This is a genomic window from Candidatus Limnocylindrales bacterium, from assembly GCA_035559535.1.
In the GTDB taxonomy this organism is placed as follows: Bacteria; Moduliflexota; Moduliflexia; order Moduliflexales; family JAUQPW01; genus JAUQPW01.
On the sequence record DATMBG010000051.1, the window covers coordinates 416,103 to 433,896 of the forward strand.

At 46.8% G+C, this 17,794-nt stretch carries 13 protein-coding genes; 8 read left to right on the forward strand and 5 right to left on the reverse strand.

Annotated elements, in window-relative coordinates; genetic code table 11:
* Window positions 1–18: 18 nt before the first annotated feature.
* Both VNM22_20310 and VNM22_20315 read right to left on the reverse strand, forming a co-directional pair.
* A complete protein-coding gene (locus VNM22_20310) occupies window positions 19–666 on the reverse strand; it encodes a hypothetical protein (GenBank protein ID HWP49513.1) in 648 nt (215 codons plus the stop codon).
* Window positions 663–2,042 carry a selenium-binding family protein gene (locus VNM22_20315; GenBank protein HWP49514.1) on the reverse strand — a complete coding sequence of 460 codons (1,380 nt, stop codon included), beginning with the start codon at window positions 2,040–2,042 and terminating at the stop codon, window positions 663–665. The genes VNM22_20310 and VNM22_20315 overlap by 4 nt, the downstream gene beginning before the upstream one ends.
* A gap of 320 nt (window positions 2,043–2,362) precedes the next feature.
* Here VNM22_20315 and VNM22_20320 point away from each other — a divergent pair, with 320 nt between their 5' ends.
* The 3 genes from VNM22_20320 to VNM22_20330 all read left to right on the forward strand — a co-directional run bounded on the left by VNM22_20320 (window position 2,363) and on the right by VNM22_20330 (window position 8,541).
* Window positions 2,363–2,944, forward strand: a complete 582-nt coding sequence (locus tag VNM22_20320) for an archaemetzincin family Zn-dependent metalloprotease (GenBank protein ID HWP49515.1) — start codon at window positions 2,363–2,365, stop codon at window positions 2,942–2,944.
* Window positions 2,945–2,989: 45 nt separating this feature from the next.
* A complete protein-coding gene (locus VNM22_20325; protein HWP49516.1) occupies window positions 2,990–7,216 on the forward strand; it encodes an adenylate/guanylate cyclase domain-containing protein in 4,227 nt (1,408 codons plus the stop codon).
* Window positions 7,217–7,443: 227 nt separating this feature from the next.
* Window positions 7,444–8,541, forward strand: a complete 1,098-nt coding sequence (locus VNM22_20330) for a hypothetical protein (protein ID HWP49517.1) — start codon at window positions 7,444–7,446, stop codon at window positions 8,539–8,541.
* A 153-nt stretch (window positions 8,542–8,694) separates the two neighbouring features.
* On the opposite strand, the gene VNM22_20335 is transcribed toward VNM22_20330, so the two are convergent.
* Window positions 8,695–9,696: an alpha/beta hydrolase gene (locus VNM22_20335; protein ID HWP49518.1), complete on the reverse strand. Its 1,002-nt coding sequence runs from the start codon at window positions 9,694–9,696 to the stop codon at window positions 8,695–8,697.
* Between the two features lie 426 nt (window positions 9,697–10,122).
* Here VNM22_20335 and VNM22_20340 point away from each other — a divergent pair, with 426 nt between their 5' ends.
* Complete coding sequence (locus tag VNM22_20340) at window positions 10,123–11,361, forward strand: radical SAM protein (GenBank protein HWP49519.1); 1,239 nt, start codon at window positions 10,123–10,125, stop codon at window positions 11,359–11,361.
* Window positions 11,362–11,491: 130 nt separating this feature from the next.
* On the opposite strand, the gene VNM22_20345 is transcribed toward VNM22_20340, so the two are convergent.
* Window positions 11,492–11,758 (reverse strand): GlsB/YeaQ/YmgE family stress response membrane protein, encoded by a 267-nt coding sequence (locus tag VNM22_20345; GenBank protein HWP49520.1) that lies wholly within the window; start codon window positions 11,756–11,758, stop codon window positions 11,492–11,494.
* Window positions 11,759–12,481: 723 nt separating this feature from the next.
* On the opposite strand from VNM22_20345, the gene VNM22_20350 reads away from it, so the two are divergent.
* From VNM22_20350 to VNM22_20365, 4 genes are all read left to right on the forward strand, one after another.
* Window positions 12,482–14,293: a dynamin family protein gene (locus VNM22_20350; GenBank protein ID HWP49521.1), complete on the forward strand. Its 1,812-nt coding sequence runs from the start codon at window positions 12,482–12,484 to the stop codon at window positions 14,291–14,293.
* 109 nt (window positions 14,294–14,402) lie between these two features.
* The gene (locus VNM22_20355) at window positions 14,403–15,959 is read left to right on the forward strand and encodes a benzoate-CoA ligase family protein (protein HWP49522.1); all 1,557 of its coding nucleotides are present in this window, start codon (window positions 14,403–14,405) and stop codon (window positions 15,957–15,959) included.
* Between the two features lie 134 nt (window positions 15,960–16,093).
* Window positions 16,094–16,372 carry an integration host factor subunit beta gene (locus tag VNM22_20360; GenBank protein HWP49523.1) on the forward strand — a complete coding sequence of 93 codons (279 nt, stop codon included), beginning with the start codon at window positions 16,094–16,096 and terminating at the stop codon, window positions 16,370–16,372.
* A gap of 72 nt (window positions 16,373–16,444) precedes the next feature.
* Entirely contained in the window at window positions 16,445–17,029 is a 585-nt protein-coding gene (locus VNM22_20365) for a hypothetical protein (GenBank protein ID HWP49524.1), read from the forward strand.
* 7 nt (window positions 17,030–17,036) lie between these two features.
* On the opposite strand, the gene cofE is transcribed toward VNM22_20365, so the two are convergent.
* Entirely contained in the window at window positions 17,037–17,789 is a 753-nt protein-coding gene (gene cofE / locus VNM22_20370) for a coenzyme F420-0:L-glutamate ligase (protein HWP49525.1), read from the reverse strand.
* Window positions 17,790–17,794 lie beyond the last annotated feature (5 nt).

Below are 17,794 nucleotides of genomic sequence, written 5' to 3' on the forward strand. Positions count from 1 at the left end.
GCCTGATCTTGATAAGGATTAGAACACCAGAATCATCCCTCCTGCCACCATAAGGGCTATCACCCATAGAAGGTCCAGGTTGAACCAGGCTTGACGCAGCAGAGCCAGTCCCAGTTTTTCATAAACCAACAGAGCCACGGCGCCTGTGACCAGAAGAAGGCTAAGGGTATGGATACCTGTTGCTGCAAGCAACAACCCGGGAGAACCGGCCATCTGACCCAACAAGGGTGTAGTCATCCCATGAGGGTGAACCTGCCCGGAGGCAGGCCAGTTTAAAAGAATGGGCACAAGCATCAGACCGGCCCCATGGGCAGATGACATGAAGAAGGACCAAATCACAAGGTCCTTAAAATCTACCCGCATGCCCACCCACCGTGGGTGGCGGGAACGGAAAAGCCGGTAAAGACCGAAAGCAAAGAGTATCGAAGCACCCAGTCGGCGTAGGATAGGCTCCGGTAGGATGACCTGAGCTACTCCTACCAGAAGCACAATCCCGCCAATCGAAAGTGCATGCCCCAATGCGATGGGGAATAAAGCTTTGATAACTACCTGCCGACTCTTCTCCTGCAATCCCAGGGCTACCGCAAACAACCATCCCATGCCCGGATTCACTCCATGGTAAGCACCCAGCAAGGCAAGGGCAATCCAGGGCCAAAGTTCACTCATGGAAAGCAGAATGAATCGGAAGAACTATCCCCACCCTGCAATCGAACTTGATGGGGTCGAATCTCTCCAAAATCCACAAAAAAGTTGGGATCCAATGAAATTCCCCCCTCGGGTCTGGCATCTACTTTCACCATCCAGCCACGCAAATTAGGATAGAATTGATCATCCCAGCTACTATAAAGGGAATTGGTAAAATAGATGCGACGACCATCTCGACTTACTTCCACCATCTGGGGACCCCCTTCTAAAGGTCCGGATTTGGGATGGGGAGCTCGACGGACCAAACCACCTGCCTGTACCGAACCGGTAAGTTTGGGATTAAAGGGATCGGAAACATCGTACTGGTGGAGTTCACCGGTACCCCAGCATGAAACATAAAGGAAACGATCATCTAAAGAGAGATTGATATCTGTTATCAGAGGAGGTACGGCCTTTAAATCCTTTAAAATAGGAGGTAAGGCCTCGGGATCTGCGGACTCGGCAGGGATTTGGATGACCTTCTTTATGGCCCACTGGTCCTTCTCTCTATACCATAACCATACAGAGCTGGAAAGATCTCGTACATCCACTACAACGCCCACAAAGCCGTAGGTTTTGGTCGGATCATGGGCAGGGCGTAGTTCAAGTACCATTTGATAATCATCGCCTAAATCCAGAGCCTGAATATGCTTGCGACGACGGATGTCCCAGAAGTGGATACGGTGACCAAAACGACGATTGACTACATCCTCCAAATGAAGACCGTTCTCAAAAAGCGATGGAGGACCCCACTCACTGGTAATACCGACATCATATCCCAGATGCCACCAGAAATCATAACCCAGGAACTGGGGACCCCTGTCTACCTCCCACCTTCCTAAGATCTGGAAGTCGTAGTGATCAAGTAAAAAGACTCCCCCAGGCCCATCTCCATCGCTTGTCGAACCTAAAGCACTGATATAGATTCCCTCAGGTCCGCAGTGAACCGTATGGAGTCGGGTATAGCCGGCCCGGGCCATGACTTCTTTCGGCTCAATGATTTTGACAATATGAGGTTCCATGGGATCGGGTTTTGTATCCATGATATAAATCCGAGAGGAGCGGAGACCCGGTACGAGCAGGTAACGCCGTTCCAGATAAGGATGAGGGGCATAGGGGCATAGGGCCGAACTGCAAGCATTCCAACCGAAATGATGGAGTTCATCCCCTACATAAGGCATCTCCACAGAGTGGATAATCTTTCCGTAAGCAGATGAGTTGGGATTCAAATCCACCACACGGAGTGCATCCGGCTTGCCTTTTTGAATGGTTGCTACATAAGCCAGTCCTTCCGCTGGAGCCTGCATGGCAAGTCTTGGGGAAGGATAAAAGGTTGGATCCGGTTTCCAAAGTAACATGATTCTACCTCCTAGGAATAAAGTTTAAGCTAAGTTTGAGATCATCCCCTGTGCCAACCTGGGTAGGTCAGCCTATTACCTCTATACTGTTATACTGTTAAATCTTTTTCCAATCACCTCCAAAGTTCTCACTATAGTTTAGTTATAGCCAAGATTTTAGCCTTGTCAATAAGAAAGAAGTTTGGTATTTTAGATAAAACCTTGTAAATTATAAAAGATGTTAAGACAAGACAGGAATCAAGGAAAGTAATGGGGAGAAAATTTTTAACCCCAACATCTAGATGGGAATATTTGTAATTCTATTTCCAATGCTGGTCAGCATGAATTTTCCGTCTTCTGAAGCCTCAGCAGAGAGAAAACCGGATCAAGTTGGCCTTCTCCCATTGGGAGAGATATCCTCCGAGCTTTTGACCTGGTTGGGAACCGAACTAGAGAAGCGGCTTTATATCCAGGTCGAGGTACTCCCGGCTTCCTCACTTCCGGAGTCTGCCTATAATCCCCAACGTAAACAATATTATTCATCGGTTATTCTCGATAAGATTCGAAATTTACGCCCCTGGGACTATGATAAAGTTCTTATCATCGTGGATGTAGATCTGTTTGTTCCTGCCCTTAACTTTGTTTTTGGGGAGGCGGAAAGTCCCGGTAAAATGGCTATCATTTCCCTAACCCGACTAAGGCAAGAATTTTACGACCTGCCCGGTAATGAGCCATTATTTCGGGAGCGAGCTTTAAAAGAAGCCCTTCACGAGCTGGGGCATACCTATGGGATGCGGCATTCCAAAAATCCAGATTGTGTCATGTACTTTTCTAATGGTCTGGCAGACACCGACAGAAAACGGGCCGACTTCTCTCAATGTCAGGATGTTTTAAAGGGGCTAGAAAAGATCATTCGCAAGTAACATCGACTTTTCCTTTGCCTCGGGTTTTGTTTTTATTATTTTCCTATGCCTGAATTACTCCAGATTCTGGCCGGTTATGTCCCTCAAGTGATGGTGAATCACCTGATTTCCCATCCCGAGCCTCTCGTTACGCCTTCTGCCGAGCGTTTCCCTGCCGCGATACTTTTTGCCGATATTTCCGGCTTTACGACTCTGGCCGAACGCCTCACCCAACAGGGTCCGGCCGGTATAGAAAAACTCTCCAACGTCCTCAATACCTATTTTAGTCAGCTTATCGAGCTTATTATGGCCCATGGAGGGGAGGTCTTTAAATTTGCCGGGGATGCCCCTATTGCGCTCTGGCCCGTTGCCCAACCCCGTAATCGCCATCTTATTCGGAATATGGGAGATGAGAATCTCTCCCTGGCTACCTGTCGTGCAGTCCAGTGCGGTTTAGCCTTGCAATCGATGTTTAATGAATATAAGGTGGCGGAAGGTCTGCGCCTTTCCTTACGGGTAGGTATTGGAGCAGGGGAGGTTCTCATGGCGAGTGTGGGAGGTGTGCGAGGACGTTGGGAATTTCTGGTAGCCGGCGAGCCCATCACTCAAATGTGCCACGCAGAGCGACAGGCCTATCCCGGTGAGGTGGTCCTATCTTCTGAAGCCTGGAAGCTTATTCAGGATCAAGGTTCAGGCCAACAGTTACCCGAAGGGGGTTTCCTGATCCAATCACTCCGTGAACCTCTTCCACTTCGTCCTTTGTTCCCGATTAATCCTCCACCGGGCTTTGAGGTTATTTTACGAAGTTATATTCCGGCTGCGATTCTGACTCGCCTCGATGCAGAACAAACTGAATGGCTGGCCGAACTTCGTCGTATCACGGTATTGTTCGTCAACGTCATGGGATTAGATTACACATCCCCCTATATCCTGGACAGATTGCAAACGGTGATGCAGGTTTTACAGACGGTGTTATACCGTTATGAAGGAAGTGTCAATCAATTCATGGTAGATGATAAAGGAACCATCCTGGTAGCGGCATTGGGATTACCTCCCTTAACCCATGAAGACGATGCGGTACGAGGTATACAGGCTGCGCTGGGAATGCAGGCCGAGCTTCGACAATTGGGATTGCGGAGTGCGGTCGGTATTGCCACCGGTCGGGTGTTTTGTGGGGAACGAGGGAGCCTGATTCGGCGTGAGTATGGCATGATCGGAGACGTAGTCAATCTGGCAGCCCGATTGATGCAGGTGGTAACAGAAGATCTTTCCATAGGTCAAAGTATTCTTTGTGATGCAGCCACCTATCAGGCAGCTCGAATGCGTTTGGCCTTTAAAACTTTACCCACGATAACGGTCAAAGGTAAAGCCGAACCCGTTGCTGTTTACTCCCCCTATGGTCAGACCAAGATAACCCCCAAATCCCCAACAAAAATGGTTGGAAGGACAACTGAACGTAAGTTTTTACTGGAACGACTCAGAGCTTTGCGGGAAGGTCACGGAAGTACTGTAATCATAGAAGGTGAAGCCGGCATGGGTAAATCCCGGCTGATACAAGATCTCCTTCAGCACGCTCAGGAGCTAGGAATCGCAAGTTTGATGGGAGTTGGGGATGCCATTGAGAAATCTATTCCTTACCACGCGTGGTATCCTATTTTTCATCAACTTTTCAATCTGGATCATTTGACCGATGACCTGGAGAGCCGATGTAGGCAGGTCCTGGCCCAGTTGCAAGTCGACCCTGAGTGGTTAAATTGGGCACCGTTACTCAATTCGATTTTATCACTGGATTTACCGGAAAATGAAATCACAAACCAGATGTCTGCCCAGGTACGGGCTGAAAATACCCGTAACCTGCTCTTAAGGGTGATAGAAAAAGCTGCCGACCGGGCGCCTATGATGGTGATTCTGGAAGATGCCCACTGGTTGGATTCGGCCTCGTGGGCTTTAACCTTAACCATCGGTCGTCGGATCCGTAACCTGCTGTTGATTATCAGTACACGTCCGATGATGGACTCCCTCCCGGCTGAATATCATCAGTTTCTTACTATGCAACCGGGTCGATGGGGTTCTGAGATCCATCGGTTACAGTTGAGATCTCTTTTACCGGAGGAAACGGTGGAGATGATAACCCAACGGCTGGGGATCACTGCCCTTCCGGAATCGGTAGCTAAATTGATTCAAGAGAAGGCAGAGGGCCATCCGCTCTTCAGTGAGGAGTTGGCTTATGCCTTACGGGATGCAGGTCAGATTCTCATCTCCCATGGAGAATGTTATGTTTCACCTGCAGCAGGGGATTTCAGTACCCTGAACTTTTCAGATACCCTCCAGGGCCTGGTTATCAGTCGGATCGATCGATTAACGGCGCAGCAACAATTAACCTTAAAGGTAGCCAGTGTTATCGGGCGCGCGTTTCCATTCCGCCTCCTCCAGGATATTTATCCTATTAAATCAGACAAAGCGCAATTGGTTCAACAACTTAATGCCCTGGAAAAGCTGGATGTCATTTTACTCGAAACGCTGGGATCAGATTTGGTGTATAGGTTTAAACATGCCATAACCCAGGAAGTGGCCTACAATTTGATGTTATTTTCCCAACGACGCGGACTGCATCGGGCTATCGCAAGATGGTATGAGTGTGTATATGCCCGGGATTTAACCCCCTTCTATTCCCTTTTAGCTTATCATTGGAGTAAAGCCGAAGAAGAATCAAAAGCCATCCATTATCTGGAAAAGGCCGGGGAGCAGGCCTTCCGCACCGGTGCTTACCCAGAAGCCCTGACCTTTTTCAGCGAAGCTTTAAGACGGGATATTCGAGAGGATAGAAGCAAAAATAAGATGACCGTTGCCTTATCAACTCAGCGACCTATTGCCAAATCTCAATTACGATGGGCACGGTGGGAACGGCAGATGGGAGAAATTTGTCTGGAGTTGGGGCAATTACCGGAGAGTCGAGATCATTTCGAACGGGCTTTGGCTTTATTGGGCTGGTCGGTGCCTGCCACACGGCGGAAATTGATGTTAAGCCTGGCAGGACAGGTGTTACGACTATTCTGGCCAAGAAGACCGATAAGCCAACCTTCAGATGGGAGGAAAATAGAGAAGATAACCCCAGAAGAGGAGTGTATCATCTGGTTAGAAGCGGCCCGGGCTTACACTCAGTTGGGAAAGGTATATTACTTCTCCAATGAAACATGGGCCGTTATCCATGCAACCCTTTATACCCTCCATCTGGCCGGCTGGGTGGGTCCTTCACCTGAATTAGCCCAAAGCTATGCAAATATGTGTGTCGGAATTGGGTTTATTCCCTTGCATTCCATAGCTGAAGTTTATCTTCGTCGGGCACAGGAAGCGGCTCAGAACTTGAATGAACTTCCCACGCTGGCTTATGTGTCGATTATAACCGGTGTCTACCGCCTCGGTATGGGTCGTTGGGCTGAAGCTCAAGAGGCTCTTAATCAGGCTATTGAAATCTGCAATCGCCTAGGAAATCAACAACAATGGGCAGAAAGCTTGATTCTTCTGGAACAGATAGCCTATTACCAGGGGGGCTTTGCCCAGGGTGAGAAACTAGCTGTAGATCTTTACACAAAGGCCTGTCGAAGTAGCAACTTTCTACATCAGGCCTGGGCTTTAGGCGGACAGGCTGAAAACAAACTACGTCTAGGCCAGATAGAAGAAGCCATAACCCAACTGAAAGCGGCTCTGGATCTATACGCCGATAATATAGATCGTACCTCGGTTATCACCACCTATGGGCTTCTGGCCCTCGGATACCTCCGTCAGGGGGAATGGCAACTCGCCCGGCAGGCCGCTGATCTGGCAGTAAAAGCCATTGCAAATTCCTCGCCTACTTCCCACTACTTACTGGAAGGATACGCCGGGGTTGCCGAAGTATATCTGGCCCTGTGGGAGGCAGATAAGTTTAAAGGCAAAGCCCAAGATCCCGGGTCAAAAATTCCAGAATCGGCAAAGCAGGCTTGTAAGGCCTTACGCAGGTATGCGAGAATCTTTCTGATCGGTCAACCCCGAGCCTGGCTTTGTCAAGGTTTATATAACTGGCTGGCAGGTAAGCCCTCTCGAGCTTACAAAGCCTGGCAAAAGAGCCTTTCTTTGGCTGAACGACTCCATATGCCCTACGAGCAAGGACATGCTCAATATGAAATGGGCCGGCACTTAGAGACAGGAGCATTGATGCGACGTACCCACCTCCTGCAAGCCTATGAAATTTTTGATCGGCTAGGAGCAATCTATGATCGGGACCGTGCCCGGGCCGCATTGGAAGCCCTATGACTATCCCGACCAGTTAGAGAAGTTGACCTTTTTTCCCCGAAGGGAGATATTTAAAACTAAAGAGGAGTGGTTTAAAAGCCAGAGGTCCAGATGGATAATTAAACTTCTGGCTTATCCGGGTAAGGAAAGTGTAAAGTGGGGTCGAAATTATTCTGATACCGGACCGCTACCTTGTTACTTTCCCTGTTCTTTGCCTTATCCAGAGTTAAGAATTTAAGAAAGAGCCTATGAAACAGCATAATTCGATTATTCTTCTAGTTGGAACCCAAAAAGGAGGTTTTCTGCTTACCAGCGACCGGGATCGCAAAAAGTGGGAAGTCCGGGGTCCTTTCCTGGAAGGATCCACGGTGATTCATATGGTCTTAGATCCACGAGATAACCGAACGATTTTTGCCGCAACATCCCATCTGGTGTGGGGTAGCCATATCCAAAGAAGTCGAGATTTTGGTAAGACCTGGGAAGTTCCCAAGGAAAGTCCCAAATTTCCGCCGGGCCTTGGGATGACAGTAAATTCGATTTGGGAGATTAAACCCGGACGCGAGGGAGAGCCGGGGACCTTTTATGCAGGCGTTGAGCCAGCAGCCCTCTTCAAGAGCCAGGACGAAGGAAATACCTGGACCCCCCTGGAGGCTCTCCTCAACCATCCTACCCGACACCTCTGGCAACCGGCCAAAGGCGGCTTGAGTCTTCACAGTATCCTTCTAGATCCTACCCGTCCTCAACGGATGTTTGTAGGAATCTCGGCCGGTGGGGTTTTTCGTACCGATGATGGAGGTCATTCCTGGCAGGCTGTCAACCGGGGGGTTCGTGCGGATTATCTTCCGAATCCTTTCCCAGAAGCCGGACAATGCGTCCATAAGTTGACTTTCCACCCCAAACGCCCCGAGGTCCTCTACCAACAAAACCATTGCGGAGTTTACCGAAGCCGTAATGCAGGTGCTTCCTGGGAAGACATCAGCGAAGGACTCCCTTCCCGTTACGGTCTCCCTATAGCCATTCATGCCCATGATCCTGAAACAATCTATGTGGTCCCGGAGGAAAGCGATCAGAATCGGGTAACCGTAGATGGGCGATTCCGGGTTTATCGGAGTCGAAATGGCGGACAAACCTGGGAGGCAGCTTATAAGGGCTTACCTCAAGAAAATGCCTATCTCCATGTACTCCGAGAAGCTCTGGTGACCGATGCCTGTGACCCTTGTGGGGTCTATGTAGGAACCAAAGGGGGACACCTGTTCTATAGCCGAGATGAGGGAGTTACCTGGGAGGTTTTGGCAGAGTGGTTACCCCCCATCTATTCCCTGAGTACAGGGTTTCTGGATAACTGAGGTTTTCCGGTTGGCCTTCTGGAGGGAAAGACATTCAACAGGAAACCCAAGGCTACCTATCCAGGTCAGGCTCAGCCAACGCGCTAAAGCGCGTTGGCTGCAGCAGAAGAGTAAGCGGGTGTAGAGACAAACTTCCCCGTCGTTCTATCTTTCCTAAGCCTGCTTAAGAAACTCCGTGACCTCTTTGTTGAAGACATCGGGAGCCTCACGCATCAGGAAGTGACCGGCCTTCTTAACCGGTTTAAAGGTCAGATTTAAGTAGTACTGAACAACAAGGTCGGCCCAATTAATCACCACACAGGTGTCTCCTTCCCCCCAGAGCACCAGAGTCGGAATATGGGTAGGGGTATAATCTATGGGTTCCCAACCTTTAGACAACGGACCGAGGTTTGCCCGATACCAGCTAAATCCTCCCTCTATGTTTCCGGGTTTTGTGAAGTTGTCAGTAATGATCTCCAATTCTTCCGGGGTCCAAAGGTTCTTATTGTAAGACCACCATTGGAAAAACCATCTAAAGTAAATCTTGGTTGCTTCTCTACTGGATTCAACCAATTCTACGGCCAGGGGAGTTCCATGGAACTGGGAATACCAGGAATGGGCAAAGAAAGCTGGAGAAAGATATCTCGCCTCGGCTCCCGGAAGGAAGGGATTGACCAGGACAAGTTTTTTTACCATCTCCGGGTATCTTCTAACAAATTTATGCATGGTCAGGGATGTCCAGTCATGCCCACACCAATAGGCTTTCTCTATCCCCAGAGCCTTTGCCAGCCTCATCTGATCATCCACGGTGGTATCGAGGTCATAATGCTGAAGGGGATCTAGCTTAATACGCCTTGTGGTAGGATCATAACCAGGTTTACCAGAGTCCCCATATCCTCGATTGTCCGGAGCTATAACGTCAAAGTGCTTCGCAAGCTCTTTAATGTTCATCCAGTAATCATACCAGAAACCCGGCCACCCATGCAAAAGGAATAAAGGCTCTCCGCTTCCTTCTCGTACATAATGAAACTTTACTTCATAACCCCGGGGATCTTGCGTGGTAACTTCGTAGTGCTTGAAATCTTCCGGTCGGAGAAGTTTCCTCCCGTATAGCGTATCCACCCTTTTAGATTGAATTTCCTCCCACTTCCCTCCATACAATTCTTGATAGGCCATAGATTCATCCTCCCTTCTTTGAAAGGTTATGAAAAATGCGTTACGCCCTCAGAAACTTTTTGTTTTTTCTCACCAGAGTATCCAGCAAAGGATATCCCCAGATCGGCTAAAAGTTAAAATGAGTTGTCGGAACACCGATACCGGTAGAATGTGTGTGAGTTCCAGGGAAGAGGATATATTCTGCAGGGGATTCCACAGGAAGTTAGGCCCGCCGACTTTTATCCTCAAACCTGATAGATCTGTCTGGCAGGAATCGATCAAGATTACTTTATATCCTTCCCTCTAAATGTCAATGAAAAATAGTAAGCCTGATCCTTTCGTCTGGATCTTTTTTATTTGACATTCGTATTTTATTCGCCTATCTTCTTAAGAAAGAGTTTCAGGCTATTTTCCAATCCTTATCAAAACAACCCGGAGGGTAAAGCGATGGAACTACAAGAAAAAATTAAAATTTTAACCGAGATGGCTCTGGAGGATCGAGATACCCGGCGAATTCCTATAGGTAGAGATCCTATTTTAAATCCCTTGAACCTTCGTCCTTTGGCTTATCGGGGATCTCAAGGTATGCCACTCATGCGTGTTTTAATGACCAATGCCTGTCGGTTCAACTGTACGTACTGTCCTATGCGTAAGGACCGTCATCTTCCCCGTGTCGCTTTAGAACCCGAAACGATCGCTTCTACTTACCTGGAGGCCGTACGAAAAAGATGGGCCGATGGTCTGTTTGTAACCACCGGAATTCCGGGACGTCCTGCTCAGGCTATGGATCAACTCATCAAGTTGTTAGAAATCCTTCGGTTTCGGTATCGGTACCATGGGTACATTCACGTTAAGATAATGCCGGGAGCCGAGTCAGCTCAGATTGAGCGGGCTGTTCAACTGGCCCATCGGGTCTCGTTAAATCTGGAAGCACCCTGCCAGAGTATCCTGAATGAACTTGCCCCAGAAAAAAATTTATCCCGATCCCTGGCAGATCTTCAACTCGCCCATGAAACGAAACAACGTCTCCGGGCGGAGTCGGGTTTTTCCAAAAAACTCCCCTCTCACCCTGTCTTACCGGCCGGAATTACCACACAGTTTGTAGTAGGAGCCGGTCAGGATACGGATCGGCAAATCTTAGGGCTGGTGGAGGATTTATCCAGGAGAAAGAAGATTCTTCATCATAGCCATTTTAGTGCTTTCCGTCCCATTCGGGATACACCCTTAGAAAATAGAAGAGAAACTCCTGTGTTGCGAGAACAACGACTTTATCAGGCAGAGTATCTGATGCGGGAGTATGGATATCAACTCGAAGAAATGGTCTTTGATAAGCAAGGAAATCTTCCCCTAGAGATGGATCCCAAGGTAGCCTGGGCGATCCATCATCCCGAACAATTCCCTGTGGAGATCCAGACCGCCCATTGGGAGCAATTGCTTCGAGTTCCCGGGATCGGTCCGGTATCTGTGGAACGGATTCTTCGGTATCGAAGACGGGAACTGTTGAGGGATCGAAAGGATTTAGATCGATTGGGCGTGGTTACAAGCCGGGCTCAAAAATTTATAACCCTTCGAGGAAAACGTATCACAGAGGATCGAGACGCCATCCAGCAGACATTGTGGGATTTTAATACCCTGGAGTCCCATCCCTCCCGAACTTATGAATTTAGCCCGGGAACCTTTCGATAAGGATAAAAAAAACGCAGATTTTTAGAATAAACAGATTTAAGGATCTACCGGTATCTGTTCATTACTAAAAATCTGCGTTTTTACTTTTCTACCCGGATTTACCCGGAAATTACCGGTTAAGTAATCTCAATTAAGCAGGCGTTCTCGGTCCGGGTCTGAGTAAGCGATAGATAACCAGCAGAAGGATAGATCCCAATACGGCGATCACTATACTACGGATATTGAACCCGGTTATACTTCCCCAACCTATACTACTTGCAATGAATCCACCAACCAGGGCACCTACAATACCTAGGATGATAGTAAGGATAATACCACCTGGATCACTCCCCGGCATGAGAAACTTGGCAATAACTCCAACAATAAGACCGAAAATAATCCAAGAGATGATACCCATATAACCCCTCCCTTTATGATTTCCTATCTAGGAGAATCTAAGGGAAATACTCTATAGGAATATCCCTCTCGTTCTATCTAGATGGAATGAAATTTTAATCTATATTGGTAATTTTATTGTACTTCTTTTAAACAGATTTGTCAAATGAAAACCTGACCATGGGATTATTCCTGAATATCGACCCATATTTTTCTTGCGTAGAAATCGATCTCATCCTAGTATTGTGTTGTTGGAGATAGAACTTCCCGAAAGCCCACCTTGAGGGTAAAGAGGGGTATTATTATCTGGGATGAAAGACCCCACAAAAGATGAAGGGAGAGAGGTAATCAGTCAGTGGATAAAGTCCGTTTAGGGCAGGAATATAAAAAATACGAAACCCCCGGCTCCTCTCCCACGCTGCGAGAAAGGGGAGCTGGCAAATCCCCAGATCAACTTCCCAAATACCTCCTCTCCTCTTCTCTCACCCTCCCCGTGGACGGGGAGGGAAGGGGGGAGAGGGGTCGGGGGTGAGGGCAGAACGGTTATTCAAATCTAACTTTACAAAGTATTATGTCTGTGGACTTTAAAAAATAGTTGAAAATAACCCGATATTATTTTATAACAAAAAATCAAACCATGGAGTTTTAAAAGTCTTTATCAGTGATTCCAGGATAGACCCGGTGAAAGAGTGGAGATTTCGGTAGGGTCAAACTCCTGGATAGCCCAGCTAGCAGGAGGCGATTTTTGGAGCATCGTACATTAAATTATACCGATTTGAAAGAAAAGGTTGTTATTCAACTTCAGGCGCTTCAGGAGTTTATAGCAGAACGGGGATATAGAGAAAGAGAAGCAGAAGCTGCAGAGTTGGTTACAAAACTTAAAGAAGACAAGGTTAATCTTGTAGTTCTGGGACATTTTAATCGAGGAAAATCGACTTTTATCAACAGTCTTTTAGGAGAGGATCTTTTACCTACTTCCATTATTCCCCTTACGTCTGTTATTACGTTAATAAAATATGGAGAAACTTTTAAAATCGATGTTTACTTCAAAAACAAGACAAGTCGGGAAATAGACGTTAAAGAAATTTCAGATTATGCCACCGAAGAAGGAAATCCTCGTAACCAAAAGAATGTCGAGCGCATTGAAATCTCCTTTCCGGCCCCTTATTTAAGAAATGGAATCATAGTCGTAGACACCCCGGGTTTTAGTTCCGTGCATGTAAGCAATACGCTGATTACGCAAAATTATCTTCCAGAGGCCGATGTGGCGATGTTTCTGATCACAGCAGATCCGCCGATCAGCCAGGTAGAAATTGAGTTCCTGAAGGAGATCAAAAATTTCACCAATAAAATCTTCATCCTCCAAAATAAGATTGATCAGGTAAATGAAGCAGAAAAGCAGAAATCCCTTGAATTCTCGAAGCGTATCATCGAAACGACTTTGGATCTTCAAAACCTGAAAATCTATCCCATTTCGGCTAAATTAGCTCTGGAGGGGGAGCTCGAAAAAAATCCCCAAAAAGTCGCGGCCAGTCTCCTCCCTGACTTTGAGAGAGCCCTTGAGGAGTTTCTTCTTCGGGAAAAGGGGAGGTTTGTGCTGTTAACTGCTATTGAGCAGGGTTTGAAGCTTTTGGCAGAGGTCAAAGTAGCTCTGGAAATGGAGAGGGGGGCTTACCTGACTTCCCATCGAAACTTAGAAAGTAATGCAAAAATCTTTAACGAACGTCTGGCTATTTTACAACAGGAACAAAAGGATTTAAGAGATCAAATTCAGGGAACCACCCAGAGACTCTTAAAAAGTTTGAAACCAAGACCTGTAAAGCCAGAGCAAGTCGCTTTTGTTAAGGAAGCTTTTCAGATCTGCTATGAAGCCCATCAGGATGATGAGAGAAAAGCCCTGGTACAGACGCTGGAAACCTGTTTTAAACAATCTGTCCAGAATGCCTTAAAAGCCTCGGTGTTACCTGAGTACCTGGAGATTCAGAAGGAATTTGATGAAGCGGTTACCCGATTTATAGACCGAATCTATGGGTTAGCCGGGCAGATCCGACAACTTGCTGCGGAACTCTTTGATATCCAGATAGAAAAGCCCCAGCTTGCAGAATTGCAAAAATCTGAAAGCGAAATGTTCCCTGCCAAACCTTCTGAAGAGGCAGACTTTTACTTCCCCTCAATGGAAACGGAGAATCAACCCCTTTTTAAAATTTCCCCTTTTTCCCTCTTGTTACCTAAAAAGTACTTCCAGGGGCTTATGTGGCAGGAAATGCTCAGAAAAGTAGAAAGCGAATTGAAGCAACAGGGAGAACAACTCTGCCAGGGATTCGCGGAACGAATCCAACAGCGTGCCGGTAAACTGCCGGAGATTATGGATCAACAAATTAACGCGGTTATGGAGAGTGTTCAAAATGCTTTAAAACGGGCCCTGGAAGTCAAGGTGAAGAGCAAGAAAAAAGCCGAGCAGACGGTTAAAATTTTAGACGAAAAGCTTTTCCAACTCCAATTGATCAGAAGAAAGTTATTGGATTTGCAGAAAGCCCTTCTACCTCAAGAGGGATAGAGCTATCCGGATCCAAGCATCCAGAATTGGAAATTAAGGATAAAAGACTCCCTGCTTTTATCCTGGATCTTCAGTTTTGATGTCTGAGTGTTCGGATGGCTAAAGAGTTATGAGAGAGCTCAGGATTCCGGACACCTTCAATGTAGCAACCGCCTTTATCGATGAAAACCTCGTCCAAGGGCGGGGACGGAAAATCGCTCTATATTATGAAGATAAAACCTACACCTATCAAGAGGTCTTCGATAGGGTTAATAAAGCCGGAAATGCCCTCAAAGAATTGGGCGTTGAGATGGAGCAGCGGGTATTAATGATCATGCTGGATTCTCCTGAGTTTGTGGCAACTTTTTGGGGAGCGATTAAAATTGGAGCGGTTCCGGTTCCGGTCAATACCTTGATGAGGGCAGCAGATTATGAATATTTCCTTAACAACAGTCGAGCTAAAGTCCTGGTTGTTCATGAAGCCCTATTACCCGAGATCGAAAAGATCCAGAAACGGCTTAAATATCTTCGCCATATTGTTGTGGTAGGAAAGGCTAAGGAGAGTCAACTATCCTTCTATGAAATGCTGGACCGGGCTTCGCCGAATTTGGAAGCCGCAGAGACCCATAAAGACGATGTGGCTTTCTGGCTTTATAGTTCGGGAAGTACCGGTCTCCCCAAAGGAGCTGTACATTTACAGCATGATATGATGTATTGTGCCGAATATTATGCCAGGGGTATTCTCGGGATTACCGAACAGGATATTACCTTTTCGGCAGCTAAGTTGTTCTTTGCTTATGGATTGGGAAATAACATGTATTTTCCTTTCAGGGTAGGGGCTTCCGCAGTTTTATATCCAGGTCGCCCGACTCCGGATAAGATGTTTGAGATTTTAAAAAAGTATCGACCGACCCTTTTTTACGCAGTTCCTACCTTATATGGGGCTATGCTTCAGGTTGCAGAGAAGGATGCACAGTATGAAGTTCCCCCTTCGGTCCGACTCTGTATTTCAGCCGGAGAAGCTCTTCCTGCAGAAATTTATCGAAGATGGAAGGATCGGTTTGGAGTAGAAATTTTGGACGGAATTGGATCCACGGAGGTTCTTCATATCTTTTTATCAAATCAACCGGGTAAGGTCAAACCCGGAAGTAGTGGCACGGTGGTTCCGGGTTATGAAGCCAAGATTGTGGATGAAGGGGATCAAGAAGTACCCGTTGGGGAAATAGGAAATTTACTTATTAAGGGGGATAGTACAGCCGCCTACTACTGGAATAACCAGGAAAAAACCAGGCAAACAATCTTGGGGGAGTGGATTCGGACCGGAGATAAATATTACCTGGACTCAGAAGGATATTATTGGTACTGCGGACGATCCGATGACATGCTAAAGGTAGGCGGAATGTGGGTATCTCCGGTGGAAGTAGAAAGTACTCTGATTGAACATCCGGCTGTATTGGAAAGTGCTGTTGTAGGGGCTCTGGACGAAGAAAACCTTATCAAGCCGAAAGCTTTTGTGGTCCTCCGGGAAGGATACCATCCCTCCCCTGAACTGGTGGAGGAACTCCAGGCCTTTGTGAAAAACAAAATAGCTCCTTACAAATACCCCCGCTGGATTGAATTTGTAAAAGAGTTACCGAAAACAGCTACGGGAAAGATTCAGCGATTTAAACTGCGGACTCTACCATAACGTTAAGGAATATCGATACTAAAGTAAAAAGTACTTGACGGGCATAAATAATGTTGTTAATGTTTTTCCTGTTAGCAGCAGAGGTGAAAATCAGGAAAATCCCTTTTATTTTTAAGGTTTAAGGAGGATTTCAGATGACTAAAGCCGATCTTGTGGAGAAAATTGCCGAGCGAGCCAAACTCTCAAAAAAAGATAGCGAAATCGTGGTAAATACGGTCTTCCAAAGTATTATTGAGGCTCTAACCAAGGGGGATAAAGTAGAGCTTAGAGGGTTTGGTAGCTTTCGAGCACGGGATCGTCAATCCCGGGTGGGACGGAACCCTAAAACCGGGGAAAGCGTTGAAGTACCTTCCAAAAAGGTCCCCTTTTTCAAACCCGGTAAAGATTTGAAAAAGTTAGTGAATGGAGGTTAAAAACAAAAGTTATAAAGCAGCCTCGTCTCTTTTAAAACGTTTGTAGCAGGCGCTCCAGGTAGTCATCAGTTTATGGATTTCACAAAAACCAGGGAATTTATACATGAAACCTTGGGGGTTAAACATGCGGAGAATTTAAGAAAAATTATTTCAGATACCGTAGAAAAGGAATGGCAGATTCCAGGTAAACGGTTTTCTCCTCTGTTACGAGAACATCTCCTTTATTTTATTGCTAAACAGCGTAATAATCTCTTCAGCCATCTTTTTCCTGAAATCCTTGAAATCAAGTTTCAAGAGGAGTATGGTTACGGCGATTGTCCGGTTGTTTTACCCAGATTAATTGAGGATCTGACTTCCAAGATCCGTCTTTATTTCGCCGAACGGGGAAAAGAAACTCTTGCAGCTCCCCCAGGCACTCATAACTCCCTTAAGGCCAGACTTTCCCCTTTTCAAGAGGCTTTCCAACTTTACCTGGAACAGATAGCCATTGATGATCCATTTCGGGAATCCATCCGAGAACAGACGGGACTCCCTGCAAAGTTCCTCAAAAAAATATTCGACGATTTTGAGAAAAAGTTCAAACCGTCTGCAAATCAATCTAAACACGAACTTCTTAAACTTTTTTTACGTTTTATGGCGACTAAAGTTGAAAACTGAAGAGAAATTATCGAAATAGATCCCTTTCCGCAGGTCGAATCAGATCGATTCCTTTACCGTTTTCGAGGGTGTAGGAGTATCCTTTGATGAGAGCTGCTGGGACTCCGGTTGTTTTTCCCAGGACCAGCTCCGCCGCCGAAGCCAGCTCATCGGCAACGGCTATTTCTGTGGCTTTAAGTAGATGTCCATAAGGATCCCGCTGCCCTTTATAATTCTGGATAGGTTTCAGGCCACAAACTCCTAGGGCTACATCCACAAGGCCTTCTCGCCAGGGTCTGCCAAAGGTGTCTGAGATAATAACGGCGAGGGATATTCCGGTTTTCTGAATCAAGTAGTCTCGAATTCTTTGAGCCGAAGCATCTGAATCCAGGGGAAGCAGGGACACAACCCCCTCTCCGGCTATATTAGACTCATCTACTCCTGCATTGGCACATACAAATCCTTGTTTGGTTTCTACAATGAGGATCCCCCGATCCATTTTGACAATCCGTTTCGTTTCACGAAGGATTACTTCGATATGACGGGGATCTTTTCCCGCCTGCACGGCAATATATCGGGCAAACTCCGACGGGATTACATCCTTGAGCCAAACCAGTCGCCCTTCGGCTTTTGAGACGATTTTCTGCTTAACAACTAAAATATCCTTTTCCTCCAGGACAATCCTTTGGCGTAAAAGTGCCTGAAGGAGAATCTCTGCCAGATTATCCCCCGGCATAATCTCAGGAATACCGGTAATCCCAATAATTCGGAGCTCGGACATACCCA